At 41.4% G+C, this 26675-nt stretch carries 28 protein-coding genes and 2 pseudogenes; 5 read left to right on the top strand and 25 right to left on the bottom strand.

Going from position 1 to position 26675, the window contains the following annotated elements; all coding sequences use genetic code 11:
- Positions 1-53: 53 nt before the first annotated feature.
- From AB4503_RS12680 to AB4503_RS12670, 3 genes are read right to left on the bottom strand one after another with little or no spacing between them, the layout of a single operon-like run.
- Positions 54-266, bottom strand: coding sequence for a hypothetical protein (locus tag AB4503_RS12680; protein ID WP_016795981.1), 213 nt, complete (start codon positions 264-266; stop codon positions 54-56).
- Positions 253-741: a hypothetical protein gene (locus tag AB4503_RS12675; RefSeq protein ID WP_017065854.1), complete on the bottom strand. Its 489-nt coding sequence runs from the start codon at positions 739-741 to the stop codon at positions 253-255. The genes AB4503_RS12680 and AB4503_RS12675 overlap by 14 nt, the downstream gene beginning before the upstream one ends.
- Before the next feature lie 35 nt (positions 742-776).
- Entirely contained in the window at positions 777-1025 is a 249-nt protein-coding gene (locus AB4503_RS12670; protein WP_010431939.1) for a hypothetical protein, read from the bottom strand.
- A gap of 305 nt (positions 1026-1330) precedes the next feature.
- On the opposite strand from AB4503_RS12670, the gene AB4503_RS12665 reads away from it, so the two are divergent.
- Both AB4503_RS12665 and AB4503_RS12660 read left to right on the top strand, forming a co-directional pair.
- Entirely contained in the window at positions 1331-1759 is a 429-nt protein-coding gene (locus AB4503_RS12665; RefSeq protein WP_372114913.1) for a DUF2383 domain-containing protein, read from the top strand.
- 107 nt (positions 1760-1866) lie between these two features.
- Positions 1867-2277: a hypothetical protein gene (locus tag AB4503_RS12660; protein WP_010431943.1), complete on the top strand. Its 411-nt coding sequence runs from the start codon at positions 1867-1869 to the stop codon at positions 2275-2277.
- A gap of 188 nt (positions 2278-2465) precedes the next feature.
- Here the strand turns inward: AB4503_RS12660 and AB4503_RS12655 are convergent, their stop codons facing one another.
- The 6 genes from AB4503_RS12655 to AB4503_RS12630 all read right to left on the bottom strand — a co-directional run bounded on the left by AB4503_RS12655 (position 2466) and on the right by AB4503_RS12630 (position 6661).
- The gene (locus tag AB4503_RS12655; protein WP_372114911.1) at positions 2466-3392 is read right to left on the bottom strand and encodes a mechanosensitive ion channel family protein; all 927 of its coding nucleotides are present in this window, start codon (positions 3390-3392) and stop codon (positions 2466-2468) included.
- Positions 3393-3433: 41 nt separating this feature from the next.
- A complete protein-coding gene (locus AB4503_RS12650) occupies positions 3434-5047 on the bottom strand; it encodes a diacylglycerol kinase family protein (RefSeq protein WP_017065852.1) in 1614 nt (537 codons plus the stop codon).
- Between the two features lie 150 nt (positions 5048-5197).
- On the bottom strand, positions 5198-5626 hold the full coding sequence (locus tag AB4503_RS12645; RefSeq protein WP_010431952.1) for a hemerythrin domain-containing protein: 429 nt from the start codon (positions 5624-5626) through the stop codon (positions 5198-5200).
- Positions 5627-5696: 70 nt separating this feature from the next.
- Positions 5697-5894 (bottom strand): hypothetical protein, encoded by a 198-nt coding sequence (locus AB4503_RS12640; RefSeq protein ID WP_010431955.1) that lies wholly within the window; start codon positions 5892-5894, stop codon positions 5697-5699.
- An 8-nt stretch (positions 5895-5902) separates the two neighbouring features.
- A complete protein-coding gene (locus tag AB4503_RS12635; protein ID WP_102453948.1) occupies positions 5903-6073 on the bottom strand; it encodes a DUF1328 domain-containing protein in 171 nt (56 codons plus the stop codon).
- A gap of 42 nt (positions 6074-6115) precedes the next feature.
- On the bottom strand, positions 6116-6661 hold the full coding sequence (locus AB4503_RS12630) for a BON domain-containing protein (RefSeq protein WP_017065851.1): 546 nt from the start codon (positions 6659-6661) through the stop codon (positions 6116-6118).
- A 335-nt stretch (positions 6662-6996) separates the two neighbouring features.
- Here AB4503_RS12630 and AB4503_RS12625 point away from each other — a divergent pair, with 335 nt between their 5' ends.
- On the top strand, positions 6997-8337 hold the full coding sequence (locus AB4503_RS12625) for a sigma-54-dependent Fis family transcriptional regulator (RefSeq protein WP_017065850.1): 1341 nt from the start codon (positions 6997-6999) through the stop codon (positions 8335-8337).
- 123 nt (positions 8338-8460) lie between these two features.
- On the opposite strand, the gene AB4503_RS12620 is transcribed toward AB4503_RS12625, so the two are convergent.
- The 5 genes from AB4503_RS12620 to AB4503_RS12600 all read right to left on the bottom strand — a co-directional run bounded on the left by AB4503_RS12620 (position 8461) and on the right by AB4503_RS12600 (position 12926).
- Positions 8461-9885, bottom strand: coding sequence for an aspartate kinase (locus AB4503_RS12620; RefSeq protein ID WP_017065849.1), 1425 nt, complete (start codon positions 9883-9885; stop codon positions 8461-8463).
- Between the two features lie 78 nt (positions 9886-9963).
- On the bottom strand, positions 9964-10350 hold the full coding sequence (locus tag AB4503_RS12615) for an ectoine synthase (protein WP_010431969.1): 387 nt from the start codon (positions 10348-10350) through the stop codon (positions 9964-9966).
- Positions 10351-10363: 13 nt separating this feature from the next.
- Positions 10364-11629, bottom strand: a complete 1266-nt coding sequence (gene ectB, locus AB4503_RS12610) for a diaminobutyrate--2-oxoglutarate transaminase (protein WP_010431972.1) — start codon at positions 11627-11629, stop codon at positions 10364-10366.
- Positions 11630-11664: 35 nt separating this feature from the next.
- Positions 11665-12198 (bottom strand): diaminobutyrate acetyltransferase, encoded by a 534-nt coding sequence (gene ectA / locus AB4503_RS12605; protein WP_010431975.1) that lies wholly within the window; start codon positions 12196-12198, stop codon positions 11665-11667.
- A gap of 467 nt (positions 12199-12665) precedes the next feature.
- On the bottom strand, positions 12666-12926 hold the full coding sequence (locus tag AB4503_RS12600; RefSeq protein ID WP_010431978.1) for a DUF5062 family protein: 261 nt from the start codon (positions 12924-12926) through the stop codon (positions 12666-12668).
- A gap of 448 nt (positions 12927-13374) precedes the next feature.
- Here AB4503_RS12600 and AB4503_RS12595 point away from each other — a divergent pair, with 448 nt between their 5' ends.
- On the top strand, positions 13375-13590 hold the full coding sequence (locus tag AB4503_RS12595) for a hypothetical protein (RefSeq protein ID WP_017065847.1): 216 nt from the start codon (positions 13375-13377) through the stop codon (positions 13588-13590).
- 155 nt (positions 13591-13745) lie between these two features.
- Here AB4503_RS12595 and AB4503_RS12590 read toward each other — a convergent pair whose 3' ends face one another.
- Positions 13746-14402, bottom strand: coding sequence for a Qnr family pentapeptide repeat protein (locus AB4503_RS12590; protein ID WP_372114908.1), 657 nt, complete (start codon positions 14400-14402; stop codon positions 13746-13748).
- Between the two features lie 320 nt (positions 14403-14722).
- On the opposite strand from AB4503_RS12590, the gene AB4503_RS12585 reads away from it, so the two are divergent.
- Positions 14723-15313 carry a TetR/AcrR family transcriptional regulator gene (locus AB4503_RS12585; protein WP_372114905.1) on the top strand — a complete coding sequence of 197 codons (591 nt, stop codon included), beginning with the start codon at positions 14723-14725 and terminating at the stop codon, positions 15311-15313.
- Positions 15314-15405: 92 nt separating this feature from the next.
- Here AB4503_RS12585 and AB4503_RS12580 read toward each other — a convergent pair whose 3' ends face one another.
- From AB4503_RS12580 to betA, 10 genes and pseudogenes are all read right to left on the bottom strand, one after another.
- The gene (locus tag AB4503_RS12580; RefSeq protein WP_372114903.1) at positions 15406-16653 is read right to left on the bottom strand and encodes an anaerobic sulfatase maturase; all 1248 of its coding nucleotides are present in this window, start codon (positions 16651-16653) and stop codon (positions 15406-15408) included.
- Positions 16654-16771: 118 nt separating this feature from the next.
- Positions 16772-18517 (bottom strand): arylsulfatase, encoded by a 1746-nt coding sequence (locus AB4503_RS12575; protein WP_102496317.1) that lies wholly within the window; start codon positions 18515-18517, stop codon positions 16772-16774.
- 92 nt (positions 18518-18609) lie between these two features.
- Positions 18610-18678 (bottom strand): annotated as a pseudogene (locus tag AB4503_RS12570) (sel1 repeat family protein); the annotation flags it as partial.
- A pseudogene (locus AB4503_RS12565) lies at positions 18668-19009 on the bottom strand (hypothetical protein); the annotation flags it as partial. The pseudogenes AB4503_RS12570 and AB4503_RS12565, both read right to left, overlap by 11 nt.
- A 72-nt stretch (positions 19010-19081) precedes the next feature.
- On the bottom strand, positions 19082-20497 hold the full coding sequence (locus AB4503_RS12560) for a coniferyl aldehyde dehydrogenase (protein WP_372114900.1): 1416 nt from the start codon (positions 20495-20497) through the stop codon (positions 19082-19084).
- Between the two features lie 276 nt (positions 20498-20773).
- Entirely contained in the window at positions 20774-21256 is a 483-nt protein-coding gene (locus tag AB4503_RS12555) for a MarR family winged helix-turn-helix transcriptional regulator (RefSeq protein WP_004732429.1), read from the bottom strand.
- 362 nt (positions 21257-21618) lie between these two features.
- Positions 21619-22833, bottom strand: coding sequence for a choline ABC transporter ATP-binding protein (choV, locus tag AB4503_RS12550; protein WP_108110778.1), 1215 nt, complete (start codon positions 22831-22833; stop codon positions 21619-21621).
- Between the two features lie 2 nt (positions 22834-22835).
- Positions 22836-23678: a choline ABC transporter permease subunit gene (gene choW, locus AB4503_RS12545; protein ID WP_009845976.1), complete on the bottom strand. Its 843-nt coding sequence runs from the start codon at positions 23676-23678 to the stop codon at positions 22836-22838.
- Between the two features lie 95 nt (positions 23679-23773).
- Positions 23774-24745 (bottom strand): choline ABC transporter substrate-binding protein, encoded by a 972-nt coding sequence (locus AB4503_RS12540; protein WP_017071877.1) that lies wholly within the window; start codon positions 24743-24745, stop codon positions 23774-23776.
- A gap of 145 nt (positions 24746-24890) precedes the next feature.
- On the bottom strand, positions 24891-26603 hold the full coding sequence (gene betA / locus AB4503_RS12535) for a choline dehydrogenase (RefSeq protein WP_372114897.1): 1713 nt from the start codon (positions 26601-26603) through the stop codon (positions 24891-24893).
- Positions 26604-26675 lie beyond the last annotated feature (72 nt).

Below are 26675 nucleotides of genomic sequence, written 5' to 3'. Positions count from 1 at the left end.
GAATCAGGCACTCGATACCGTCAGCCAACACTAACTTGAATTAAAAATGATGGTTACTTAAGTAAATTAAGTATTAGCGATAGCTGTTTATAACCAAAAACAGACGATTTAAAACGATGAGTTCGATTCAAAATTACAACACCAAGGCCTGTGATGCCAAGAGCATACAAGGGGTACTTGTGAACAAACTCTTTTCCTTTGTGACGAATAAGTCCCATACAAAGTGCAACTTGACGAGCTCTACTTCTCCCCTCAAGTCTTTTCATTTGAATCTGTCTTTGTCGATTCTTGAGTGCTGACATGTAACCCCTCCTTCAATTGCTCTTTCGTACATTCAAAACCTATAAATTGCTTTAAGTAACTAGAACGAAGTACCAAGCATATTAGAATCAAACCGAGTGTGAATATAAACGCGCCGTAACCCGCTAACAGATTCAAAGTGAAGTAGTAGATCACTACTCCAGCACCGACGGCGATACTAAAAAGAAACAGCGGTAACAACGCAACAAAGAGGAGCTGAAACACAAGACGCTTTTTAAATGCATCAACACTATTGCGAAGCTCCAATAAGAAAAGCTCTAAGGTCGATTGAGACCATTGCTGGGTATGTGTCTGTAATATAGCTAAGTCTTTCCACAATCCATTTAACTCAGAAGCAGAACGTTTAAGATCATCCACCTTACGATCGCTCGATTTATCATTGGCAGAGTTTACTGGATCATTTTGACTATTTACCTGCATAACGGTGCTCTCTCAATTGCGATGTTGATATATGGCTATTTGATTAACTTCGAGACAGCCCAACCAGCGAGAAACGCACAGCCAACACTCAATAATGGACGCTCTTTAATGATGTTTTCCGCTTTCTCAGACGTGTTCTTCACACTTTCAGAGCTGGCCTCGAGAGTTTCATGGACCGCCTCTTTCACATTTTCGATAACTTCTACTGCGGCCTCTTCAGCTTTTTCATAAGTTTCTTCAATTTGTTGTTTGGCTTCTGAATTTTTAGCGTTTGACTTTGGCATAAGTTTTCTCCTTATTTGATTATCATAAGCCAGAGAATAATATTAATACTATTAATCTCTAGCTACTTTAATAATCAATGCTAGCATCGTGCCAACTTTCACAAGTACCAGAATAATTGAAGATAAGCTCCCATATCATTAATAAATGGCATTAATCAATGTAATAATTTCACTAGAAAACATCTATTAATGTATTTTTTACAAAAACAAAGTAAAACCTTAGACGAAACAAGCTGAATATAGGGTTATTAATTGGCATAAAAAATGCAATAAACCAAATACAGCTTAGAACCAAATGAGGATTCATGAGAAACCAAAGTATATTATCTATTGTTAACCTGATAAAAAGTGGAAATATTATTTACGAAAAAGCGATATCCAACATAATAAGTGAAAAGATGGCAAAAAATCTTTTTGATATCTACACGGTAAAGAAATGTGCAGAGTTAAAGTTACAATCTTTAACTTACTACTCAAAAATACATCAAGAACAGATACCCGCTAGTTATACGATAAATGCCAGAGAGCGCTGTATTGAAGCGGAAGATACAAAAGGTAAAAACAATCAAGAGCTCTATTTAAAGCACTTAGAAGGTGTCGAGACAAAGATCATTTCCGACATTGAATCACTGCTAGAAACTAACCCTGATTTAGAAGGGAGAAGAAGATTAAAAGTGGTAAAAAATGAAATGGAATCATGTCGAGACCAAATACACAACATGCGTCAGAATTAGTTATTAGCGAATGATGGTTGGAAATCAGAATCAAAGAAAAGGCTTATTTTAATTCTTATAAATCAACTGAAATTATAAATACTACTGAGATAAAAAGGAGTAATGATATGTTGTTTAAAAAGGACAATGATCCCCTTGAGGTAATTCACTATAAAGGCATAGAAAAAATACTATGTACATTGAAAGATCACTACTTCTCATGTGTTGACCTAATTGAACAGAAAGCACATGGGAACATTGCAAGAGCTGCAAATCGATTTATAAAAGTTGAACGTTCATTAATAAACGAAGTAAACACCAAGTTCTGCATTAACAATGAAGTTAATGACAATGACATATTGAGTCAGCCCCCTGCGTTAATTGTTAGTTATAACGATATGTACCAGAGTAATTTAAGCCTAATTTCTTACCTCAAAAACACTATTAGAAAGTTTAACAATCAACATATGTCTGCTTTTTTCTCCTATTGGGTTGCGGCGTTGCAAGTTGAAAATGATGAGATAGCAAAGCATTTGTAACAGATATAACCCATCTAAAATAGATACGATTAATTAACTTGAGAAGAGAATCAAAGCCTACAACACAATCATTAAACAGTGGGAATAATCTAGGTTTAATTCTGATCTAATTCTGACATCACTCAAAATAAAAAGCGTCGAGGCATATTGCCTTGACGCTTTTTTACGAGAGGGACCGCTATGTTATTCTAGGAAGCGTCATCGACAGCCCCAGTCATCATTCTAGACAGACTTTTACCGCCTTTGGGATCAAAATCAAGTGTTCTAATCGGAAACGGTATTGTCATTCCAGCCTCTGATAATGACTCTTTAACCGCTATAATACCGTCGTGCTTTGCGTCCATATAACCAAAACCTCCTGGGTACTCAATCCAAAACCAAACCAATAAGTTAACGCTACTATCAGAAAAGCTTGAAGCGTAAACCGTCGTATCTTCTTTCCGATTAACATAAGACTTTTGGTTTATCGCTTTGGTTATCACCTCAGCGGCTCTTTTGGGACAGTCTGCGTAGGAAATCCCCACAGGGATCTCGACCCTTCTTCGTCCTTTTCGACTGTAGTTCGTCAAAATATTTCGGAAAACCATCTTATTGGGAATCATGACGTGTTGACCAGAGAACGTTTCAACCAGTGTATTTCGTAAGTTTATTTTGACTATGGTACCCATGACATCGTTGGAACCAACAACATCGCCAATTTTAAAAGGTTTACGAATACTCATTGTAATACCTGAAATGAGGTTCTCAGTCATATCTTGAAAAGCAAAACCGATAGCTAAACCTAGAATACCGGCACCGGCAAGCAACGATGTAACCGTACCTTGGAGCCCAACAAAATCTAACGCGACAAAAAATCCAATAGTAACAATGGTAACAATGGTAACCTTAACAATAGAAGCCAGTAAGTTAATGACTTCTTGAGAGTCGACAACTCTATTGCTCAATCTTTTAAACAACTTGCCGCTTATGTTGGCAACAAAGATAAAAATAAGAAACGTAACAAAAGCAACAATCAGGTTAGGGATAAGTTTAATTGCTTCAACTAACCAATGCTCTAACTTACCCTCTATCAGATGCTGAAACTTCTCTAAGTTAAAAGAGAGATTCATTTCCATGGTGTCTCCTTCTTATTCAATATGCGGATTATTCAATACATTCATGGAATACAAACCGTTAAGGCTTGCTTATCAATACTTATCTCCAGTGAATCAGCCAAATACGTCTCTCCATCAATCACGTATGAAATAGGTCGGTCAGAATCAATTTTAACGAGCTGTGCCGAAGCATAAGTAAAGTAACTAGCTTGTTCTTTCGCTCCGAGACTCGATAACAACAGATCAGATAGAGCGATAGCTCGTTTACTAAGTGAATTTGTGTTTTCCAAATAGGTAATATGCAGCTTCCCATCATCCGGCCTAGGAGGCTGTCCCCCTTGAGCAAGCACAGTACTAAAAGGGGAAGAGTTCGCCACGACCAAACTTTGTAGTTTCATACTTTGTGATGGTTGGTCATCGATTGAAATTTGAAAGTGTTGATTATCGTCGGTGATTACTGCATTGAAGAACCCAGTCAAATACGCGAATTGCCCTTTTTCATTTTTTTGTTCTCGATGTGCGTAATCGATCATCTGTTCTTCAAACCCAATACCAAGAAGCAGTAATATTGGTTGTTGATTACAGAACGCCAGATCGATTCTTTTTGAGTTGCCAGATAAAATAGCCTCACACGCTTTTTCAACAGGCGATATTTTCGAGGTCAATCCATAAAGCATATGACATAGAGCGTTCGCGGTACCCAAAGGTATAATCCCGAGTTGTGTATCAGTCTTCCTAACTTGCCTTGCGACTTCACTAACCGTCCCATCGCCACCTGCAACGATAATATGCGCAGTATTCCGGTCTTTGGCCTGCTTAGCTAATATTTCTGCTGATACTTCTTGGCTAGTAAGAAAAATATCTAAACTATACTTTCTCGTAAGTTCACGAATAACCTGTTGTTCATTCGCCAACCATTTACCACCACCTGCAACAGGGTTGGCAATAAGGCAAGCTTTATGGCCAAGAGTGAGCAAACCTTTATCACTGATTGCTTGAAGTGTTTTTAGTTGTAGATGGTTCAATTGGGCTGTACTTCGCACGTCGTTAATACTTTTCAAGACCTGCTCTACAGTAAGTGACGGATTTTTTGCTAAAAGATAGGCAGCTACGACAAAGACAGAACGTCCTCGACCGAGAGCACAATGCACAACAACCGATCTAGATTGATGGATTTGGGTATCGATCCAATTTATAGCATGTTTAAGCTTATGCATTTTAGGGACTTTATGATCAAGAACCGGGGTGTTTAAATAGCGAAATTGATCACCGGTCATTGCACTTTCTAAACCAGAAAACTCAGCTGTAACATCTACAATACAATGGATGTTTTGAGATTCTAAGAACGATAAATCTGAAGGGAACAAACGACGAGATACATATAAACCTTTTCCAACCTTCTGTATTGGTTCAACTTTATCTCTTTTAATTGCCCATGCATTGTACAGTCGAACACCTAAGAAGAATGGAATGAAGATCCATCTAATCCACCACACTATTTTCCCATCGCTAGTCTTCCTAAATATTGACGGCATATCGAAGATGTAGGCAACACTAACGATGAACATCGACAAACTACACCAGGCAAAAACACCACGGATTATTAGCTGTGGTATAAGAGCAGCAGCAAAAAAACAAGCTATAGCAAGAAGCATATAATATTTAATAATAAACATGTTACGCCTTAATTTATCCGTGAATTTAAATATATTTATCCGTAAATTTATCTATCTCTAAATTAAATAAAAGAAGGGCTCAAGAATGAGCCCTTAGCTTGATAACAAAGCAGTTTTATACTTATTTAAAGAATTTGATTACTTCGTGATTCAAGCAACCTCTTTTTCATATTTACGAGCTAATGTTTCTTTTTGTTCAGTATCTAAGACTCGACCTGCGGTTTGAAAAAAACGCTGCTCTTCTTCTTCTAAATGATGTTCAACCTTATCTTTTAATGTTTTCATTAAAACAAGCCAAGCTGGTGAAGACATCTCTGTATCATCGAGTTGAGCGAGTATTTTGTCGATTCCATGATGTTCAGCGATTCCATGTCTAGTCATGTCAATGGATTGATCACTCTCGATCAAAGGTGCATAAAAATGGCGCTCTTCTGCAATCGCATGCTTGGTTAACTCATCCTTAAGGTTAACATAGAGTTCTTGCCTAGCTTGTGTGTCTCCCGAAGTTTGGAGTAACGCATCCATCAAAAGTCGTTGCTTTTCATGACTGTCTTTGAGCACATCAAATATATTTTTCATGTCTAATTCCTACTTCATTGGTTTATTTTTATGAGGATTTTGGCATCTCATTGCACTCTAGATGACAGTTCTAGCAATCTTCATCTTTCGCATCTAAATGCTCTTTAATATTTTCACAGCTATCTTCTATTGCGTTTTGAGTATCCTCTACAGCCTCATCTACATTTTCCCCGGCTTGTTCCATCGGACCTTCATCACTACATGCCGCAAGTGCAAATGTAATACCCACAATAGTTAAAAAACGGTAAGCGTTCGATTTGATGTTCATATAAACTCCTAATGTTTGTTTTTATTCAGCAACATAATTACCACTGAAACCAGTAGTGATATTGAAAATATATAAAATATGATCTTTGCTACTGTCGCAGCAGCCCCAGCGATACCACTAAATCCCAATAGGGCGGCAATAATTGCGACAATAAAAAATATTAGCGACCAGCGAATCATCGTTATTCCCCAATTTTTAATAAATTACCAATTGTAGAGAGGTTAAATAATATTTAATTTATCCACCACTCTCTCTACATTCGGGGTATTATTTGCTATAGATAAAGCTAAGTCGTGTTCACTGCTTGATGAAACTGAACCTTTCAAGATAACCACACTGTTTTCGGTTTCAACTTGAATATCGCTACCACTAACATTGGTATTCATTAATAAACGAGTGATTACCAGTGTCTTTATGTGAGCATCAGTCAAAGCTTGTACGGCTGCGGGTGTTTTTTCTTTGTCTTCATCAATCACTGTAAGTTCGTTTTTTACAGACTTAACGTCATCTAGGCTTAGCACTAACTCTTCTGCCAAATCTTTCTCTGTTTCATTTTTAACCGAGCCAGTTAAAGTAACCACTCGATTTTTAACGTAGGTGTTGATGTCAAATGAGTTTAAATTAGTATTCAGTAATAAAGTCGTTTCTGCTTTTCCATCAATCCACGCATCGAAAGTTTCTTTTTCCCACATGCTATTAGCAAAAACAGTTGATGAAGAAGTTGCAATCAAAGTAGCTAATAATATTTTACTTGCAGTATTTCTCATTAATTATCTCCTCTAGTTAACTGACACTTGTACAGTTGCAACCAGCATGCCAACTTTTTAACTGACTGAAAATAAAGGATTTACACTTTAATTTTGAAAATTTACCATTGGTAAAATAATCGGAGGTGTATTAATTACACGAGTATTTTGTAAAAATTATCATCAATGGAGATCCTAGAATAATTAATATCAATACTGTTAATTAGCCACTTCTACTATCAGTAATATTGTAACTACATTTAAAAGGTGGCGTATAGTAAATGATAGATTCGTATTTGAAGGACATCATGTTATTATCAAGGTCGTTTTCTGTCGTACAAAAAGAGAGTTAAATCATGTCATTACCGACACTGTTTATAGAGTTAAAAGATGAATTATTGCGGTCTCAAATAAACTCTCTAGATGAATTATCAAGCTTTGAAATAATTCAAAGTACTATGGATGTTCATTGGATTGACAAGCTACAACAACTGCAACCAGATACTGCTATTGTTGAAGTCTCTCGATTTACTACCGATGATTTTAAGTCCTTATCGAGTGCAACAGGATTAGACAAAATGGACTTGATTATTATCAGTACAGGTACGCCAAACAAAAATTTAGACATGATGATGAACCATGGCGCAATCTTCCATTATAGAAAGCCCGTCGACATGCAAATATTGGAAGATACCCTTGCAGACTTCAGTCAATACTTCCTCCAGAAGCAGGAAGAAGGGCGTAAAGTGTCTACCAGCGATTTAGACCAGTTCGGTATGTTAGTCGGTTCTTCTAAGCCCATGCATAAGCTGTATCGAACTTTAAGAAGAGTCGCGAAGACTGACACCAATGTTTTGATTGTGGGCGAAAGTGGGGCAGGTAAAGAATTAGTCGCACAAACGATCCACCTTGCCAGTGATCGTAAAAACCAACCTTTTATTGCGATCAACTGCGGTGCTATCAGCCCTGAGTTAGTTGATAGTGAATTATTTGGTCATGAAAAAGGCGCTTTTACAGGGGCGAATCGCACACACCAAGGGGTGTTTAGGCAAGCGGAAGGTGGCACATTGTTTCTCGACGAAATCACCGAAATGCCACTTGAGCACCAAGTCAAATTACTACGAGTTTTAGAAACAGGTGAATATCGCCCTGTAGGCAGTAATGCAACGAGTATCGCTAATACTCGAGTCATTGCAGCGACAAACCGAGATCCACAAGTCGCTATTGAAGAACAGTTTTTGAGAGAGGATCTCTATTTCAGGTTGGCTCACTTCCCCATACATGTCCCTCCATTGCGTGAAAGAGGCGACGACATCGTCGGCTTAGCAAAACATTTTATTGCTCATCGCAACGCAAATGAAACCACTGCGAAGACCATTTTCACATCAGCGCTTCAAAAAATATCAGCCCATGCATGGCCAGGGAATGTCAGGGAATTAAAACACTGTATTGAAAGAGCTTTTATATTGGCAGATGAGACGATTAAAGATGAACACCTAATTTTTGATACTCCTCCTTTAGAAACAGGGACTACCGTTGAGGATATGGTTCCGGCGGGTGTTTCTCTTGAGAAGATTGAGAAAGCGGCGATTATCAATACGCTCGAAGAAAATGAAGGCAACAAAAAGGAAACAGCACAAGACTTGGGAATCAGCATCAAAACGCTTTATAACAAGCTCGATAAGTATCAAGAGTAGTAATACTCATATCTGATGTTGCTGTGTGATCAAAATAGATACAGGCGATCGTTAATTTGCAGTTGATGTTTTGCTTTTCCATGAAAATTTAACAGTGGAGGGGGAGCCCTCCACTGTTAAATTTTATGCTGCATTCACCGATGTCTCGGTTCTTTTATCTTGGTCAAAGAATTCTTCATGCAACGCGCAAATCGCTTGTTGATACTTGTCATCACTCACAACAAATTGCACATTTACGTTTCTCATAGACGAATGTAATGCAATAGGCGTAACACTATGGTTCATCAAAGCCAATACACCATTAGCGAGCGTTTTATTGGTATCAATTTGAGAACCGATCGCTGAGATTATAGCGACCATTCGACCTGAAATAGATGCCTGAGGGTAACGTTTCTCAGCCTTATAAGACACCTTGTTTAAACTCTCGGTGCTACCACCTAGATAATAGGTAATAGAATTGGCGTTCATCTCTTTACCAATAAGGTTCACTCTAGCATCTGCGATAATCTCCATTAACTCATAACTAACATTGTCCGCCTTACCGACCATTCCCTGGTCAAAAACATGTAACGCATATACCTTCTGTTTTCCGGCAATGATCTCAATGTGATTCGTGTCTGGTCGGTAATCAGAAGAAATCAGTGTTCCCTCATGTTCTGGCTCGAAGGTGTTTTTGATTTGCAGTTCTATGCCACTTTCTCGTAACCCAGCAGCCGCATTAGAGTGAATAGCTTCCATACCAAGGTTAGCCAGTTGATCGGCAACATCATAATTAGTTGCCCCAATCGGTTTAACCGAACCTACACCAACGACTTTTGGGTCAGCCGAACTAAAGTGATACTCCTTATGGATGATCGCCAATGATGCCTCAGTAATAGTAGCGATACGACTAAACGTCATCTCACTGTAACCACGATCATAAGTATGCATCAAACCTTCTTTGCAATACGCATAACCAGTTACTATGGGAAGCTCCTCAGTAACATCAATGTCAGAGAAAGCCTCTCTAATCGTATCGTCCAAACTTTGAGGGGTTTTGTTGTCCCAACCAGAAAGGTCAACAAAGGTCGAATTTATACCAATGTTTTTTAATTTAAGAGCCGTGTTGTATGCACTATGTGACTCTCCAATTGAAGAAAGAAACTCTCTAATCTGTGGTAAATAATGTCTCAGTGAAAACTGTCCGTATTGGCACGTTTCAAGAATGTTAGTAATACAGTTTTTGGCTTCTGAAATACGAGACCGGATGAACTTATCTGCTCTCATACGATTCATTGGATCCGCAAAAATATGCTCATTGGTCAATAGCATGCGGCGTTCAATATAAGATAGAGCATCCTTCCACGAATCGTCACGCATCGCTATCAATTGATAGATACCAGGCTTACCTGTTTTTTTACATTCCAACAATGCATCCGTCATACCGCTGTATGCGGACACAACAAAGATTCGGTTATACGGATTTTGAGGGCGGAGAATAATATTGTCTAGCACAGCATCAAATGCTGTCATTGATGTACCGCCGATTTTTTCTACGGTAAATGTCATAAAAGACCTTTTGTTCTTGAAGAGATTAAAGACTAAATAATAGGGAGCGGGGTGAGATATCACCCCTGAATATATGGGTTAATCAACGAGTGGATAAACGCCGTTTTCATCGTGTACTTCAGCGCCAGTAATTGGTGGGTTAAACACACAAGCCATTGTCATTTCTTTGTTTTTATATGCGCGTAAATAATGCTCATCATTCTTATCTAGGATGTACAACGTACCGGGTTTGATTGGGTAAGTTTTACCACCAACGACTTCAATCTCCCCTTCACCACTCATACAAAACACAGACTCCAAGTGGTTTTGGTAATGGATATGTGTTTCTGTCGCTTCGTAAATTGTTGTGATATGAAAAGAAAATCCCATATTGTCATCTTTCAATAACATGCGAGTGCTTTCCCAGTTATCCGATACAATACGTCTTTCACTATTACGACATTCATCAAGTGTTCTAACAATCATTTTACTCTCCCTATTACGATGCTTTCTTGAAATGCTTGGTTGCTACCACTTCAACTGAGTCTTCGAAAATAGTTAAACCTTGCATCAATTCCGATTCTGAAATGGTTAATGGACAAAAGAACTTCAAGATTTCATCGTTTGGACCTGCGGTCTCAATTACCATGCCCTTGTCAAAACACACTTTTGCAATCTCATCAGCTGTGTTCCCATCTTTACATTCAATGCCAATCATCATTCCGCGTCCCTTGCGTTGAACAAATAGCTCAGGGAAACGCTTGAGATTGCGTTGAATGACATCATCAACCATGCTTGAGCTACGTTGAATATGATTTTCAAAATCATCATTTGACCAATACATTTCTAACGCTTTAGCAGCAGTAATGAACGCATGGTTGTTACCACGGAAGGTGCCGTTGTGTTCTCCCGGCTCCCACTTGTCTAGTTCAGGCTTTAATAAAACCACAGCCATCGGTAAGCCATAACCACTTATCGACTTAGATAGCGTAACGATATCTGGTTTTATACCTGAAGGTTCAAAGCTAAAAAACGTTCCTGTTCGACCACAACCGGCTTGAATATCATCCACAATAAGTAGGATATCGTGGGCTTTACAGATTTTGCTTAACTTCTGTAGCCACTCATTTGAAGCGACATTTAACCCACCTTCACCCTGAACCGTTTCCAATAAAACGGCAGCAGGTTTATCCATACCAGCGGAATTATCGGTTAACATCGTTTCAAATAATTTTAAACCATCGATTCCAGCGTAACCTTCAAATGGCAAACGCGTAACGTTGTTGAGATTTGAGCCCGCACCTTGCCTGTGGTGTTGGTTGCCTGTAGCAGCCAATGCACCCGCCGTACAACCATGAAAACCATTGGTAAATGCAACAATACTGCTTCGACTTTTTACTTTTTTCGCCAACTTAATCGCTGCCTCAACCGCATTTGTTCCTGTCGGGCCGGTAAATTGAACTTTGTAATCTAATGCTCGAGGTTCCAAAATAAAGCGACTAAGAGCTTCTAGGAATTCAGCTTTGGCTTCTGAATGCATATCCAAGCCATGTGTAATTCCATCCATTTCAATATACTCAAGTAAAGCTTGCTTAAGTATTGGATTGTTATGACCGTAATTGAGAGATCCTGCTCCAGCAAGAAAATCGAGGTAACGATCACCTTGTTTTGTTTCAAGCCAGCAGCCTTTTGATTTAGCAAAAGTGACTGGAAAACTATTCGAGTATGAACGTACGTTAGATTCCTGCTTTTTAAAAATATCCATGATAAGGCCGTTATTTGATTCCTATAAGTTAATGATTATTTAAGGGGTATTCGATACAAATACTCAGTATCGTGCAGCCCTTTAAAATGAACATTTTCATCTAAGAAAGTGGTCACTTTTCCAGTGCTACTATTTTTTGCGTCTAGCTTTTTAAAGAGTGCCCAAGACGCTTGATTTGACTTAGTAATGGTTGTTTCAATAGCTTCTATACTCTTCAGCCACTCTCGACGAAGTAAGCTGTTCAACATCTTGTAAGCTAAAGAGTGACCTCTAAATCGAGGGGCAACTGCAACTTGCCAAATAAAGAGAACATTAGGCTCACTCGGTTTTTGATAACTCGAGATAAAGCCCGCAAGCTCACCTTTGTTCTCAACCAAAATACAAGTTTTACTAAAGTGAGTGGATTGCAAAAAATTGCAATATGACGAGTTGGTGTCTAGTGGCGGACATTCTGAAATCAGTCGATAAATGTCGTTGCCATCTGAAGCTTTGGGCTCGCGAAAACTCCATTCTTCACTCGTTTTTTCTATCACTTCTGGACACAACACCCAAGGCGCTGATGTAATCATACCGAGAAATTCCTTTGAACTCTAATTAAATTCCTTTTTATTATGAGCATTTACCCCCTACTAAGATCAACACCTTAACTTTAAAAAAACAAAAATTAGTGATCTGTATCACATTTAATAGCGGTCAGCATGAATTAAATAATACTTTGAGTTCTAATGTATTTGATCGGTGGAGATCTTAAGAAAATGTCTTTAACCGAATAAGCGTCAAAAGAAGGTTAGAGTCATTAGTAAATTATGTGCTCAGATTGCCAATCAAGCGGCATAAATCACCAACACTCTCAGTGTTGAACATTCTATCGAGTAGATAACAACGCTTCGAATGGCAGTGACTCGCTATCCACTATTAAAATATCGGCCTCAAAAACAAAAAAACCTAGCGAGAGCTCGCTAGGTTTCTTATCTAACATATCGATGAATAATGAACTCAGAGGAAACGAGTCCAGAAATATCAACTTGGAAAAGGTTTACTTCAAGGGATCATTGTCAGGCAATGCTTTATGTATCCATAGCGCCAGACGCTTTTTAATGTTTGCCCCATCAAGCTTACTTTCTGGTAACGGCGTGATCTGATTTACTTCAACAAGAAACAAGTACACCGCTTTGACCTTTATTGGTTGAGATGAATGTGGCAAATCAAAACCTTGCAATTTAGCCATTTTAAAACCGACCTCAACTGCTTTTTTCACTAGTTTATCTTCATTAATGATCTTCGCGGTTTTCGACATATCATCTCCATCATCTTTATCGAACGAGTACTGAGTATATCAAACCGAACAACTCACAAGATTACCTCGCTCTCAATTTGAGGAGTCGCTTTGATAAATAACATAAAGCGAATAACAGGCTCTAGAATAACTCTAATTCGATTGATAGTTACGATATCAATGGCTATACGCAACCGATCTCTTAATAAAACACTCAATAAATGAGATCTTAAGTCAAGAAACAAAAAGTTGAATAATATTTGACTTAGTATTCCAAAGAATACGGAATACTATGTTTCTCATTTAGATGATAAACATTGTATATAATACAAATAACTTTCTGTTATTTAATCAGTTTTATACTAAAACGACTTAGATCATACTTACTGGTTCTTGTAACAAAATGTTATTTACAAAATACTCATTAAGAAAATAGAATAAACCCACTAATATTATACTGGTGTTAAAAATGCGTTACCTATGGGCTTCATTCTGTCATAAAAACCCAATCATCGGACGAATCGTTCATATCTTGGTTATGTTAGTTGCATTAGCTTCTATCGTTGTTCCATTGATATCAAAAGACGCAACAACAATCATAGCTTCACTGTGTGTTGCTCTAGTATGCTTCGTCATTTTTGTCTTCTTTGCTCTCGCCGACAAGATGCGTTCAGGCATGCACTAATCAGTTCTCTATTCACCAAGCATTCTCTTTTCTACAATTCATTATAAAATGCTGGTTACCAAATACGGAAAAGCCCAAAGTTATTAGCTTTGGGCTTTTCTTCTATAGCGAATTCTTACATATTCCAAATAGCCTGTAGTTAGAAATTACAGCTATCAATCAGGCATCACCACAATACCCATGCTTTCAAGCAGTTGTTCTTGTTGCCACGCGACAATTTTGATTCCTGTTGTATCTACTTTGCGAGGATCTAACCCTTCTAATTCAGCATGGCATAAATTCGCCCCTTGCATACTAAATTGCCCCCATACATCTTCCGAGAACACACCTCGGCTGAGATCAGACTCTTTCAGTGATGCGCCGCCAAGGTAAGTGCCTATCCAACGGTTCTCAAACAGCTCGCACTTCTCTAAACAAGCTTGTTCAAAATTAGCGTAAGACAGGTTGCAACCCGTAATATACGCAGAGCAAAAATACATGCGATTGCTTACCTGATTGGCAAAGTTAGCACGAGTGAAGTTCGCCCCTTTCAAATCGCATTCACGTAGCTCAATACCATAGCAATTCGCGTTACTAAAATTCGCCATCGCCAACTGGCAATTCTGGAAGCTTGCATCTCGTAAGTCGGCAATATCAAAGTGGCATCCCTCAATATCGCCTTGCTCAATAAATTTACAGTTAATGAACGTTGCATCACGTAAGTTCGAACGTCTGAAATCACAACGGATAAACGTGCAGGCTGTAAATGTAAGCTCTGATAAATCTTGCTGAGCAAAACTGTACTGATGATAAGTGCTGTTATTGGTGTCCATTTAGCCCCCTAAAGAAATTAAGCTAAGACTACCATTGCGATCTCAAGAAAACACCAAATTAAAAACCAACAAAAACAGCAACTTAAAACACCCTGATTTAGCCATTTTAAGACACCAAACAAGCCCTTTAAGGTTATTATTTTCGATTTATAGGATGTGCTTATCTTGAAAAAAGTTTTGTCGCTTAGAAGTGCCAATAAGAGAGAAAGTTACTTTGACGAAACGAGTCAATTATTGACCGCGTCCTAACGCGCTAGACTGGACGGTTGGTATGTTGCTCGTTACACTATTCCTCATTCTCAGCATAAAGAGTAAGAACAATGAAAGACATGCGACAAGCTATGCTCGATGCAGGATTTAGCCTTATTAATGAACACGGGTTTGCTGGTGTTGGCCTGATGAAGATCATCAACCAAGCGGAAGGCACGAAGGGTTCTTTTTACCACTACTTTAAATCCAAAGAGCACTTTGGTGAGATCCTTCTTACTAACTACTTTGATGAGCATCTCGCTAAGCTGGATGACTTTTTAAGTGATGAATCGCTTTCTCATCGTGATCGCGTTAAAGCCTATTTCGAGTTTTGGTGTGCATCGAAACTGACTGAAGACTTCAATATCCAATGTCTTGTCGTAAAACTGGCGGGAGAAGTAGCTGGATCTGAAAACCCGTTGCAATCGACCATGGCTGAAGGCGCGGAAAAGATCATCCTGCGTATGGCGAAGCTGTTTGAAGAAGGCAATGAGGCCGGTGATTTCACTATCGCAGAGCCAGAATCGCTATCTCGAACGCTTTATGGTTTATGGCTTGGCTCAACGCTCATGGCCGCCATGCAGCGTAACCGTTCGATTCTAAACAATGCCATGGAAGAGACTCTTCTCGCCATGAGTCCAGCCCAAGAATCGGCTGACTAGATACCCGTTACCAAATACCAAAAGGCTCGCACAATTTAGCGAGCCTTTTATCTAACTTTAAATCTAGATTGAATCCATTCACGCTTACTCCGTTACCCCAGACGAGACGGGATATTATTGGCTTTGAATAAGTCCTTAATAACAGGGTCGATATGCTTGAAGAAGCTCAGCCAACCTTCACAGAGATAATTTAACCCCGCCTCACCATCTCGGCTTGTGATGATACGGTTTTTGGGGCATTCGCCATGACATGCAAATTTAAACTCACAGGCTTGGCATTGTTTCGGCAGAGACTTCTGTTTGGCGAACCCAAAACTCTGCTGCTTTGGCGAAAAGGCTAAAGTTGAAAGTGCTTGTTCCTGAATATTACCTAACTGAAATTCAGGAAATACATAATGGTCACATGAGTACACATCGCCATTGGGCTCAACCGCTAACCCTTTGCCGCAGATCTCACTCAAGGTACACATGGTGCTTTCTCTGCCCATCCACACTCCGACAAAATTTTCAAAGTACGGCACTAATATTTGTCCAAAATCATGTTCGAACCACTCGTCAAAAACGGTAGTGAGGAACTCTCCCCATTGCACTGAATCGACACTCCACGCTTCAACCTCGCCTGATACGGGTATGATCGCTTGTTGGTTGCTCAACCATTTATTGTTGGTATGAGCCTCACGCTTATCGACCACAGGAATAAACTGCAATTGCTTCGAACCCACTTCATCGCGCAGAAAGCGATAAACCTCTAGTGGATATTTACCTGTCACATCATTCACGCAGCTTAGGGTCGCGAACTCGACGTTATGCTGCTTCAAGTAGTGAATACCACGCATTGTTTGAGAAAAAGTGCCTTTGCCTGCACGGTTGGTTCGGTAGTGATTGTGTAAGTGCTCTGGGCCGTCAATGCTCACACCAATGATAAAGTCATTTTTTTTGAAGAACTCACACCACGCATCATTCAGTAACGTGCCGTTGGTTTGAAGGTCGTTGCTGATCTTACTGTGGTTAGGACAATATTTTTTCTGCAGCTCGACGACTTTTTGAAAGTACTCAACCCCCAACAAGGTAGGCTCTCCACCGTGCCAAGAAAAGATGATTTCAGGCGTATTCTGCCCTTCTATGTACTGCTTGATATAACGCTCTAACAGAACTTCATCCATCATATATTGAGAGCCTTTTGGGTAATCAAGCAGCTGTTGTTTTTCTAAATAATAACAGTAGGTGCAACTGATATTACACACCGCCCCAATCGGTTTTGCTAACGCCTGAAGTTTGCTGTGTGCTTTGCCATTGAACTGCGGAACTGAACTCAAATTTGATAGCGATAATGTCGTCATGAAGAGTGCCTCGATGTAAAAGTTATTGTATTAGCCAAAACAATTCGTAATTCCTTTACACGGTGTTCATCGGCCAACCAAGCTTGATGGCATTAGGTTGGCCGAGTGATTTTTTCCTCTATTTCACGTTTTCAAACGGGTTCCACGCTTCGTCAACCGGGACGATATTTTGCGCTTTTTCGTATTCTTGATATTCAGCGACCATTTCAAGGAACAGATCTGGCATTTGGTTTCTCAAGTCATGTTGCTCAGCTGGATCTTTCTTGGTGTTGTATAAGTGCCACTCACTGTCGCCACCCATTCCCGTAGAAATTCGGATGATCTTATGATCACCTTTAAGCAGAATTCCGCTACCAAACAATTCAAATGGAATCGCATTGTTGGCACTGTGCACGTCTGCCGTTTCCCCTTTGAAGTAAGGCAACAAGCTCACACCACTCATCGGCGCTACTTCTCTACCTTGATATTCCGTTCCTGGATGATCGACCTCTGCAATCTCAAGAATCGTGGCTGCAATGTCCTTCACTTGAGATAAGTCGTCTGTCTGAGTTCCCGGTTGCAACGCATCTTCACCGTCTAAAAGCGCTTTGGCTGGCTTAACGATAAACGGCACACGGATACCGCCCTCTGCTGTATAAGCTTTGTACCAAGATAGGCCACCGGTTGAAGCACTTGCCCACTCAGGACCAAGTGACACACTGGAGTTCGCCTTACCCAAGTTTTCAGTCGAATTATCGAAATGATGAGCAGTCCATGTTCGGATCAAATCACTGATATTTTCACCGGTAATATCCGCCGCTTCTGGGCCGTTATCCGCTAGGTACATGATGTAAGTATTATCGTATTCCCCGATTTCTTTCAGGTAATCGACTATCTGGCCGACTTGTTGGTCCTGCATTTCCATCATGCCCATCGCGACAGCCATTTTCTTGCCATACCACTTTTGTTCTTTCTCAGAGAGCGAATCCCAAGGTCGGCTTAATGCGTTACGATCTGAAATATCGGCGTCTTTTGGAATCACACCCATCTCTTTCATGCGTTGAAAACGGTCTTCTCGAACCGAGTCCCAACCATGCTCAACGTAGTAATCGACGTTATCTTGATAGGCAGACTCAGGCGCTTGCAGTGGCAGGTGAATACCGGTGAATGGGACGTAGGCGAAGAAAGGCTTGCCGTCGTCTTTTTTGCTGTCGATCATCTTGATGATCTCGTTGGTGTAAACTTGGTCTGAGTACTCGCCTTTGTATTTATCCTCAACCACCTCGCCGTTGCGGTAAGTTGGCTCAACTTCGACGCCGGGAATATCCCCTTTTTGCAGCGCATCCGCTGTCGCGGCATTTTTGGCCGGGAACATCATATCTCGATTAAAGTGATTAGAGCCGCCCGCTAATATACCGTAACTCTCTTCAAAACCTCGATCGTCAGGTAAGAAGCCATCCTCGTGCCCCAAGTGCCATTTACCAGAGAGGTAAGTGTTATAGCCACTCTCTTTAAGCAGCGTTGCGACCGTAACCCCTTTCTTGGTGAGGTAACCTTCATAACCCGGCTTGCCAATCGCACCCGGATAGACAGCATAGTCGAAGGTGCCTAGCCCAACCTCGTGGCTATTTGCTCCGGTTAACATCATAGAGCGCGTTACCGATGAGGTTGGTGACGCGTGAAAGTTAGTAAACTTAACCCCCTCTTCAGCCAGCGCCATTAGGTTTGGTGTATTGGCTTCTGAGCCATAAGGCTGAGTATCGGCAAAGCCCACATCATCGCCAACAATGACAACAATATTCGGTTTTTCTGATTCTGCGGCCAGAGCAGCACTGCTTGCCGCGGCCATTGCAGTGAAGACTAAAGATTTCTTGAATGTCTGCATAAGACGTTCTCCAATTTCTGTGATTAACTTTTTCAGTAATTAACTTTTTCAGTAATTAACTTTTCTGCGAGTAACCTGAGTTAAGATTTGAATTAATGCGCGGCTTGCGACATCCAATGTAATAAGTCGAGCGCAGGGTCATACTCTTGAGCTGCTGCCATAGAACCACTCATAATCGTTGATACACACGTTGTATAAGAAGATACCAACAAACATCGACTTCTCAAATGCGCTGTAAATCATGGTCGAGGTTCGCAACGATTTGTACTTCGCCGAGAACATCAACAACACACCAATACAGCCAACCATCACACCCCAGTGTTGATAAGTACCGAGCAAGTACTCCTTGTTTTCCATCATGGTATCGTTGTACGAGAACAGCGTCTGCATACTCCAATCTGGCGCTAGGAAAGTGGAAAATGCCGTCGCTGTTAAGAAACCTGTAATCATCAAATACGATTTGATCGTACGTTCAAAAAAACGTTCCAACATAAAAGTAACCTCTTAAAATAATTTCGTGAAAATAACTTTTTGAAAAATAAACAGTGTCATTCCAACAGTGATTTACTGGCCAAGCATGCCCATCACTGCGGTTTTTAATTCGTTGTCTTCTTTTGAAAACAGATGCTTAACGCGGTGATCTAAACCTGTTTCCAACACAGTTTTAGCGTGAGAGAAAGTGATAAACCCTTCTTTACCGTGATAATTGCCCTGGCCTGATTCGCCAATGCCACCAAACGGCGCGTCATCAACCGCTAAATGAAAAACACAGTCATTGATACACATTCCACCGGAATGAACTTGGTGTTTAACCTGAGCTTGTAAGCTCAAATCAAAGCTCATTAGATAAAGCGCTAACGGCCTTGGTTTGCTATTGATGACTTGGAACGCCTCTTCGATATTGCGATACGTAATCAAGGGTAATAGTGGGCCGAAAATCTCTTCGTTCATCACCTTGGATGACAGGCTTGGTTCAACAATCAGATGTGTCACCAGTCGTTGGCAATCTAAGTCCATCGCTTCGTCATGGCAGGCCACTGTTCGCGTTCCAGCTTGTCGTTCTTCATTCAACAAACCAACTATGCGGTCGCATTGACGAGGATTGATTAGGGACGTCAAACTCTCGGAATACACCCCTTCATCGAACAGCAATTGGTACTGTTTTTTATACTCTTGAATGAAAGATTCAACTTTCCCTTCAGGTAGCAATACATAGTCAGGAGCCACACACACCTGCCCGTTATTGAGGCTCTTACCATAAATGATTCGCTCAACCGCGATATCAATTGGCATGTCTTCTGCAACGATAACCGGTGACTTACCGCCTAGCTCTAGCGTAACTGGAGTTAGCGTGTCAGCCGCTGACCTCATCACTTGGCGACCCACTTGGGTTGACCCCGTAAACAGAAGATGATCAAACGGCAACGCCGAAAATGCGGCTGCGATTTCTACCTCACCTTCAACCAAGCACACCTCATCGGCATGGAAAACTTCCGCCAATAGCGCTGTTAATACTTGGTTCGTCGCTGGGGTAAATTCGCTCATCTTGATCATGGCGCGATTTCCCGCAGCCAGCGCCGAAATAAGTGGGCCGACGGATAACATGATCGGGAAGTTCCACGGAGCAATGATCCCGACAACGCCTTTGGGTTGATAAACCACTTCAACACGAGAGGTTGAAAGTAAAGGGCCGGAATGACGAATCGAAGATGTCGACCAATGAGGTAAACACTCAATGCTGTGATCAATATTTCCGATGCAAGGCAATATGTCAGCCATCAAAGTGTCTTGTCGACTGCGGTGACCATAGTCCTCACTCACGGCTGAACACAAACGATCTGTGTAGTCGATAAGCGCAGATTTAAGTGCAAGCAACTGCTCAATTCTCACCGATACCGCTGGCATCGGGTTCTGTGCAAAAGCTCCCTGCATGTTGTTCAACGTCATGGTCATTTGTGTTGGCGTCAATTCGTATTTCATACATCACCTCGTGGTTAAGATGAGCACACAATAATACAAAGAAGACCGGTCGGTCTATAATTTTATTGTCAGAGAATCGTCAATGCATTTTTGAATACAAATAAATAGGGTGATTACAACGTAGGGTTAAAACCCAAGGAGATTTAAAATAGAAGGGCGTAGCGAATAGGCAGTATAACGAGAAATTTTACATAGTGAGATCAAAAATGGCCGCTTAATGCGACCATTTAATAATTATTTAAGTTTTTGTTTTAAATAGATAATTTAAAACTAACGTTAGCTTTTGGCTACGTTTGCAATGCCTTCAAGCTGAAGCACTGGAGCAGCGTCGATGTCTTCTGCGTTCATCATTGCTGATACACGCTGCATCGAAGAAAGCAGTAAGCTTTGCTCCCACGTCTCTAGGTTTTGGAATTTTTTAACGAAGTTATCTTGCAGCGGCGGTGGCGCATTGTTTAGCAACTCTTGACCTTTTTCAGTCAGGTTCGCGTGTACTTTACGGCGGTCCGATGAACTGCGTACTCGTTGTACATAGCCATTTAACTCAAGACGGTCGATGATCGTCGTCGTCGTTGCTTGGCTTACATTGGTCTGATTAGACAATTCTTTGATCGTCACATTACCCATTTCTTGGATTGCTCTCATTAAGATTAATTGAGGGCCAGTCAAACCATACTCTTTACTCAGCTTCTTCGAGTGTAAATCGATAGCGCGAATAATTTGGCGAATAGCGACCAGGATTTCGTCATGTTTGTCCAAGATGCAGACCTTTGTACTAATATACTGTGAATGGTTTTACAGCGTCGAAGCGATGAAATGTCTCGAGTGATTACGTCACGCGCGCTCGAATTACACTGTAAATTGATAAATTACTTCATTGATTTTTCCGCATTGTACTGATGTTCATACTATTCTCAATCTTTTCTATACCACTAAACTTGCGTGGTACGGCACTTTTGCTTAATGAAGGGGGAATGAAAGCTTCAATGAAGACAAAAATAATGAACCAGAGAATACAAACTCAAAGAATAATATATTTTAATAATCATAGAGGTAGAGAGATTTAATCCTCTCCACCCAATAAAAAACCAGCCTCAATAGCTAAGCTGAAAAACGAAATTTTACGCAGCGGTATTCATCTGAAAGTTACCCGTTAGCGCGTTGTAAAACTCGCTGTTATCCAAAATCCCTACCAATTGATTATTTTCAACCAACAGAATTGGGTGGTTACTGATCTGCTTAAGCTTAATCGCATCACGCATACCAATCTCCGGGCTTGTCACTACCACACTAGACGCGTTAATCGCGGTTAGGTCGTCAGACTCGCTCCACTCAACAAGCGCCAAGGTAGATTCACCTTTCACCGATAAAGCACCTTCATTCTGTTCAATCCAGAGATCTTTAGAATCGCAGATCTTCCAGCTTTCATTCTCTTGCGTCAGTGAATCAAGAGGCTGCATTAAAGAACGACCTTTAAGCACATTCAATGGATTGGTGTGAGCAACGAAGTCTTTTACGTATTCGGTTTTTGGCGTCAGTACGATCTCTTCAGGCTTACCGTGTTGAATCAGTTTGCCTGACTCCATGATCGCAATGTTATTACCAATCTTCAGTGCTTCATCTAGGTCATGACTCACGAACAAAATCGTTTTGTTAAGCTTGTTTTGCAATAAAATTAGCTCATCTTGCAACTGCGCACGAATCAGCGGATCAAGCGCTGAAAACGGTTCATCCATAAGAAGAATGTCGGTATCCATCGCAAAGGCACGCGCTAGACCAACACGTTGCTGCATGCCGCCAGAAAGCTCATGTGGAAATTTGGTTTCCCACTCTGCCAAACCCACCATTTCAAGCTGTTCACGCGCTTTAGCACGACGAACATCTTTCGCTACACCCTGCATTTCAAGACCAAACGCCACGTTATCTAACACGTTTAACCAAGGCATTAGGGCAAATTTTTGGAACACCATAGAAACGCGGTGAGTACGAAGATGACGCAAGGTCGCTTCGTCGCACTGTTCACCTAAATCAACCTGCTTGTCTCCATCTTTGATCGCCAATGAGCCACGGCTGATCTCATTCAGGCCGTTAACTGCGCGAAGCAAAGATGATTTACCAGAACCAGACAACCCCATCAGCACACAAATCTCGCCTTCTTCAACGGTCAGCGACACATTATCTACGCCAACCACTTGGCCAGTCTCATCAATGATCTCTTGGCGAGTTTTACCTTGGTCGAGTAGCTCAAGCGCTTGTTTCGATTTATTACCAAACACAACATCGAGATTCTTAATGGTAATCGCGTCCATTGTCTTTTTTTCCTGAGAGTTAGACATGATTAAGCTTCCTTCTGGTTTGGTGTTTTGCACAAGCGGTCAAGGATGATTGCGACTAATACAATCGCTAATCCAGCTTCAAAACCTTGTGAGATGTTCACTGTGTTCAATGCTCGAACAACAGGTTTACCAAGTCCGTCAGCACCGACAAGAGCGGCGATAACCACCATCGAAAGCGACAACATAATACATTGGGTTACACCCGCCATGATGCTTGGTAAGGCAGCCGGTAATTCGACCTTCATCAGCAACTTCATGCGGCTGGCACCAAACGCTTTACCCGCTTCAATCAACTCTTCGGGCACTTTAGTGACGCCTAAGTAGGTTAAACGAATCGGTGCAGCTATCGCGAAAATAATGGTCGAGATTAAGCCAGGAACAATACCCAAGCCGAATAGAACCAGAGTTGGAATCAGATAAACGAAAGTTGGGACTGTCTGCATCAAATCAAGGATTGGACGCAAAACTGTATAGAGCCAAGGACGGTGAGCAGCCATGATGCCAACCGGTACGCCAATTAATACGGAAATCGTTGTCGCCGCAAAGACGAGAACAAAGGTTTCCAGCATTTCTTGCCAATAACCGAGGTTAAGAATAGTCAGCAGTGCTGCGACCACAAAGATCACCAGCGAAGGTTTACGGTGTAAGTACCATGCAATCGCAGCAGTCATCACGATTGGCAGTGCAGGCGGCATCCACTTAAATACATCGACTAAAAACATAATGACAGTTTCTAAAAAGATAGAAATAGCATCAAAAAAGCCTGCTGCATTGATTGTTAGCCAATCAACACCCGCTTCCATCCATTGTCCGACAGGGATTTTGTTTTCCGTAATAAAATTCACAATATTGCCTTTTATTATAGGTGGGCTACTTCAAACCAATCGATAAATTGGCAAGCCCACCTTTATTATTTATGTAGCTGTTGAGATAGGTAGAACTAAGCTTTAACTTGTTTTAGGTATTCAGTAACCGCTTGAGTCGCTGATTCACCTTTATGCGTTTTTACGTTGTCTAACCAAGCTTCAACTTGTTGAGGGTTATTGTTCAACCATTGTTGAGCCGCTTTCTCTGGCTTAACTTTTTGGTTAAGAATCTCTTCCATCAACTGGTTTTCCATCTCTAGAGTGAACTCTAGGTTTTGCAGAAGTTGACCGACGTTTGCACATTCAGACAGGTAGTTTGAACGAACATTGGTGTAAACATTCGCGCCGCCGTAGTTAGGGCCGAAGAAGTCGTCACCACCTGATAGGTATTCCATTTCAACATTGCTGTTCATTGGGTGCGGAGCCCAACCAAGGTAAACAATCCACTGGCTACGACGAGCAGCGCGAGATACTTGCGATACCATGCCCGCTTCACTTGATTCCACTAGGCTGAAATCTTTCAAGCCAAACGCGTCAGAATCAATCATTGATTGGATTAAGCGGTTGCCATCGTTACCCGGCTCAATACCGTAGATGCGGTCTTTAAACTTGTCGGCATGTTTTGCTAGGTCTGCGAAGCTTTTTACGCCAGAGTCGTACACATATTTTGGTACAGCTAGTGTGTATTTTGCGCCTTCAAGGTTGGCACGAACGGTTTCAACCGTGCCCGCTTCACGGTACTTAGCAATATCGCCTTCCATAGTTGGCATCCAGTTACCTAGGAATACGTCAATATCGCCGTTCGCCATTGAAGAGTAAGTCACCGGTACTGAAAGTAGGTCGGTTTTGGTTTTGTAACCAAGGCCTTTTAATAGTTCAGAAGTAACGGCGGTTGTTGCGGTAATGTCAGTCCAGCCTACATCAGCGAAGCGAACGTTTTCACATTGCTGCGGTTCAATAGAAGCGTTAGCACCAAATGCAAATGAACTAATGGCTAGTGCTGTTAACGTTTTCGTGGTCATGTTCTGAATATTTAGAGTCGTCATAATGGTTCCTTTTTATCTTTCCTTTTTCTGCTCGATATCAACACCGATAGAGAGCAGTTCTTTTGACTTTTGACTAATTTTTGTTGTTACTTTTTGCTTTTTCTATTTTTGAAATATTTTCTATTTTTTAACTAATAACAGAGGCTTACGCTTCTCTTACTGGTTTATTTATTCTTTGCGTCTCTTGCCACTCAGGTGCAATCCACACTGGAACGTCCTGCGCTTTGAGCATTGGCTTACCCAAAATTAAATCGGAAGCACGCTCGGCAACCATAATGGTCGGGGCGTTCAAATTACCGTTTGGAATGATTGGGAAAACCGATGAGTCGACAACACGTAAATTATCGACACCGCGAACGCGACACTCTTCATCAAGCACTGCCATTGGATCATCATCTGAACCCATTTTGCAGCCACATGAAGGGTGATAAGCACTTTCAACGTTCTGCTTAACCCATTCATCAATCGCTTCATCGGAAGTAATATTTAGACCCGGCTGAATCTCTTTGCCTCGGTACACATCCATCGCAGGTTGAGACAAAATCTCACGCGTCAGACGAATACAATCGCGCCAATCTTGGCGATCTTGTTCAGTCGAGATGTAGTTGAAAATGATCTCTGGCTTGGCATGCGGATCAGCAGAAGTGATCGCTACCGTACCGCGACTCTCTGGCTTGTTAGGCCCAACGTGTACTTGGAAACCGTGACCATCAAAGGCCGCTTGTCCGTCGTAACGCATCGCTGCTGGTAGGAAGTGATATTGAATGTTTGGCCACTTCAATCCTTTGCGAGAACGAATAAACGCGCACGATTCAAAGTGGTTAGTGGCACCAAGGCCTTTACGAGTCAAAATCCATTCTGCACCAATCATGCCTTTGCTGACTAAACCAAGCTTGCTGTTGAGCGTGATGGGTTCGTTGCAGTGATATTGGAAGTACACTTCTAAGTGATCTTGAAGGTTTTCACCGACACCGCTCAGTTCGTGTTTAACTTCAACACCGGCCTTTTCAAGCACGGCTTTCGGGCCAATACCAGAAAGCTGCAGCAGTTGAACAGAACCGATAGAACCCGCAGAAGAGATCACTTCTTTGTTCGCCACAGCCACCTGGGTATTGCCTGACTTTTCAAACTCGACACCAACCGCTTTCAAGCCCGATTGACCATTTGAGTCTTGTGCTTCAAGTAGGAAACGACGCGCCACGATGCCTTTCTTTAAGGTCAGGTTTGAACGCTTCAATGCACGGCGTAGATAAGCGTTAGAGGTTGAGGCTCTAACACCCTTGTCTACCGTCATGTGCATGGTGCCGAAGCCTTCTTGCTGGTAGCCGTTATAATCGTTGGTTTCTGGATAACCGGCGTCTTTACCTGCATCGATGAACGCTTGGTAAAGCGGGTTGAGCTCCATATCGTTACCGTTACAAGTGCCGACAGGGCCATTGTCGCCACGGTATTCATCACCGCCTTTGTTCCATGATTCAGCACGGCGGAAATAAGGCAGACATGCTTGGTAGTTCCAACCGGCTGCGCCCTCTTCTTCCCATTGGTCAAAATCACACGCGTGGCCACGAACATAAACCATACCGTTGATCGATGAGCTGCCGCCTAACACTTTGCCACGTGGGCAGTGCAGTTCACGTCCATCAAGGCCCGGCTCTTTCTCTGTTTCAAATTGCCAAGCGTACTTTTCAGTATTCATTGGGTAAGAAAGCGCGGTTGGCATTTGGATAAAAATACTCTTGTCCGTACCACCAGCTTCCAGTAATAAAACGCTATGTTCACCGCTTTCCGTTAGCCTATCCGCTAACACACAGCCGGCCGAACCCGCGCCGACGATAATATAATCGTAGCGTTGTTCCATGTTTTGATTTCCCTGAGATAAGTCAGTGGGGCTAGCTCTGTTAAGCTAACCCATAAAATTGAGTGTTACGCG

Origin of the sequence: Vibrio sp. 10N.222.55.B11 (assembly GCF_041473705.1) — a bacterium.
In the GTDB taxonomy this organism is placed as follows: domain Bacteria; phylum Pseudomonadota; class Gammaproteobacteria; order Enterobacterales; family Vibrionaceae; genus Vibrio; species Vibrio crassostreae_C.
This window is presented reverse-complemented; position numbering and strand designations above follow the sequence as displayed.

Bases quoted from the DNA above. Each gene is read 5' to 3' on its own strand.
- AB4503_RS12680 (WP_016795981.1), bottom strand. From the start codon at position 266: ATGAAAAGACTTGAGGGGAGAAGTAGAGCTCGTCAAGTTGCACTTTGT.
- AB4503_RS12675 (WP_017065854.1), bottom strand. From the start codon at position 741: ATGCAGGTAAATAGTCAAAATGATCCAGTAAACTCTGCCAATGATAAA.
- AB4503_RS12670 (WP_010431939.1), bottom strand. From the start codon at position 1,025: ATGCCAAAGTCAAACGCTAAAAATTCAGAAGCCAAACAACAAATTGAA.
- AB4503_RS12665 (WP_372114913.1), top strand. From the start codon at position 1,331: ATGAGAAACCAAAGTATATTATCTATTGTTAACCTGATAAAAAGTGGA.
- AB4503_RS12660 (WP_010431943.1), top strand. From the start codon at position 1,867: ATGTTGTTTAAAAAGGACAATGATCCCCTTGAGGTAATTCACTATAAA.
- AB4503_RS12655 (WP_372114911.1), bottom strand. From the start codon at position 3,392: ATGGAAATGAATCTCTCTTTTAACTTAGAGAAGTTTCAGCATCTGATA.
- AB4503_RS12650 (WP_017065852.1), bottom strand. From the start codon at position 5,047: ATGTTTATTATTAAATATTATATGCTTCTTGCTATAGCTTGTTTTTTT.
- AB4503_RS12645 (WP_010431952.1), bottom strand. From the start codon at position 5,626: ATGAAAAATATATTTGATGTGCTCAAAGACAGTCATGAAAAGCAACGA.
- AB4503_RS12640 (WP_010431955.1), bottom strand. From the start codon at position 5,894: ATGAACATCAAATCGAACGCTTACCGTTTTTTAACTATTGTGGGTATT.
- AB4503_RS12635 (WP_102453948.1), bottom strand. From the start codon at position 6,073: ATGATTCGCTGGTCGCTAATATTTTTTATTGTCGCAATTATTGCCGCC.
- AB4503_RS12630 (WP_017065851.1), bottom strand. From the start codon at position 6,661: ATGAGAAATACTGCAAGTAAAATATTATTAGCTACTTTGATTGCAACT.
- AB4503_RS12625 (WP_017065850.1), top strand. From the start codon at position 6,997: ATGTCATTACCGACACTGTTTATAGAGTTAAAAGATGAATTATTGCGG.
- AB4503_RS12620 (WP_017065849.1), bottom strand. From the start codon at position 9,885: ATGACATTTACCGTAGAAAAAATCGGCGGTACATCAATGACAGCATTT.
- AB4503_RS12615 (WP_010431969.1), bottom strand. From the start codon at position 10,350: ATGATTGTTAGAACACTTGATGAATGTCGTAATAGTGAAAGACGTATT.
- ectB (WP_010431972.1), bottom strand. From the start codon at position 11,629: ATGGATATTTTTAAAAAGCAGGAATCTAACGTACGTTCATACTCGAAT.
- ectA (WP_010431975.1), bottom strand. From the start codon at position 12,198: ATGATTACATCAGCGCCTTGGGTGTTGTGTCCAGAAGTGATAGAAAAA.
- AB4503_RS12600 (WP_010431978.1), bottom strand. From the start codon at position 12,926: ATGTCGAAAACCGCGAAGATCATTAATGAAGATAAACTAGTGAAAAAA.
- AB4503_RS12595 (WP_017065847.1), top strand. From the start codon at position 13,375: ATGCGTTACCTATGGGCTTCATTCTGTCATAAAAACCCAATCATCGGA.
- AB4503_RS12590 (WP_372114908.1), bottom strand. From the start codon at position 14,402: ATGGACACCAATAACAGCACTTATCATCAGTACAGTTTTGCTCAGCAA.
- AB4503_RS12585 (WP_372114905.1), top strand. From the start codon at position 14,723: ATGAAAGACATGCGACAAGCTATGCTCGATGCAGGATTTAGCCTTATT.
- AB4503_RS12580 (WP_372114903.1), bottom strand. From the start codon at position 16,653: ATGACGACATTATCGCTATCAAATTTGAGTTCAGTTCCGCAGTTCAAT.
- AB4503_RS12575 (WP_102496317.1), bottom strand. From the start codon at position 18,517: ATGCAGACATTCAAGAAATCTTTAGTCTTCACTGCAATGGCCGCGGCA.
- AB4503_RS12560 (WP_372114900.1), bottom strand. From the start codon at position 20,497: ATGAAATACGAATTGACGCCAACACAAATGACCATGACGTTGAACAAC.
- choV (WP_108110778.1), bottom strand. From the start codon at position 22,833: ATGTCTAACTCTCAGGAAAAAAAGACAATGGACGCGATTACCATTAAG.
- AB4503_RS12540 (WP_017071877.1), bottom strand. From the start codon at position 24,745: ATGACGACTCTAAATATTCAGAACATGACCACGAAAACGTTAACAGCA.
- betA (WP_372114897.1), bottom strand. From the start codon at position 26,603: ATGGAACAACGCTACGATTATATTATCGTCGGCGCGGGTTCGGCCGGC.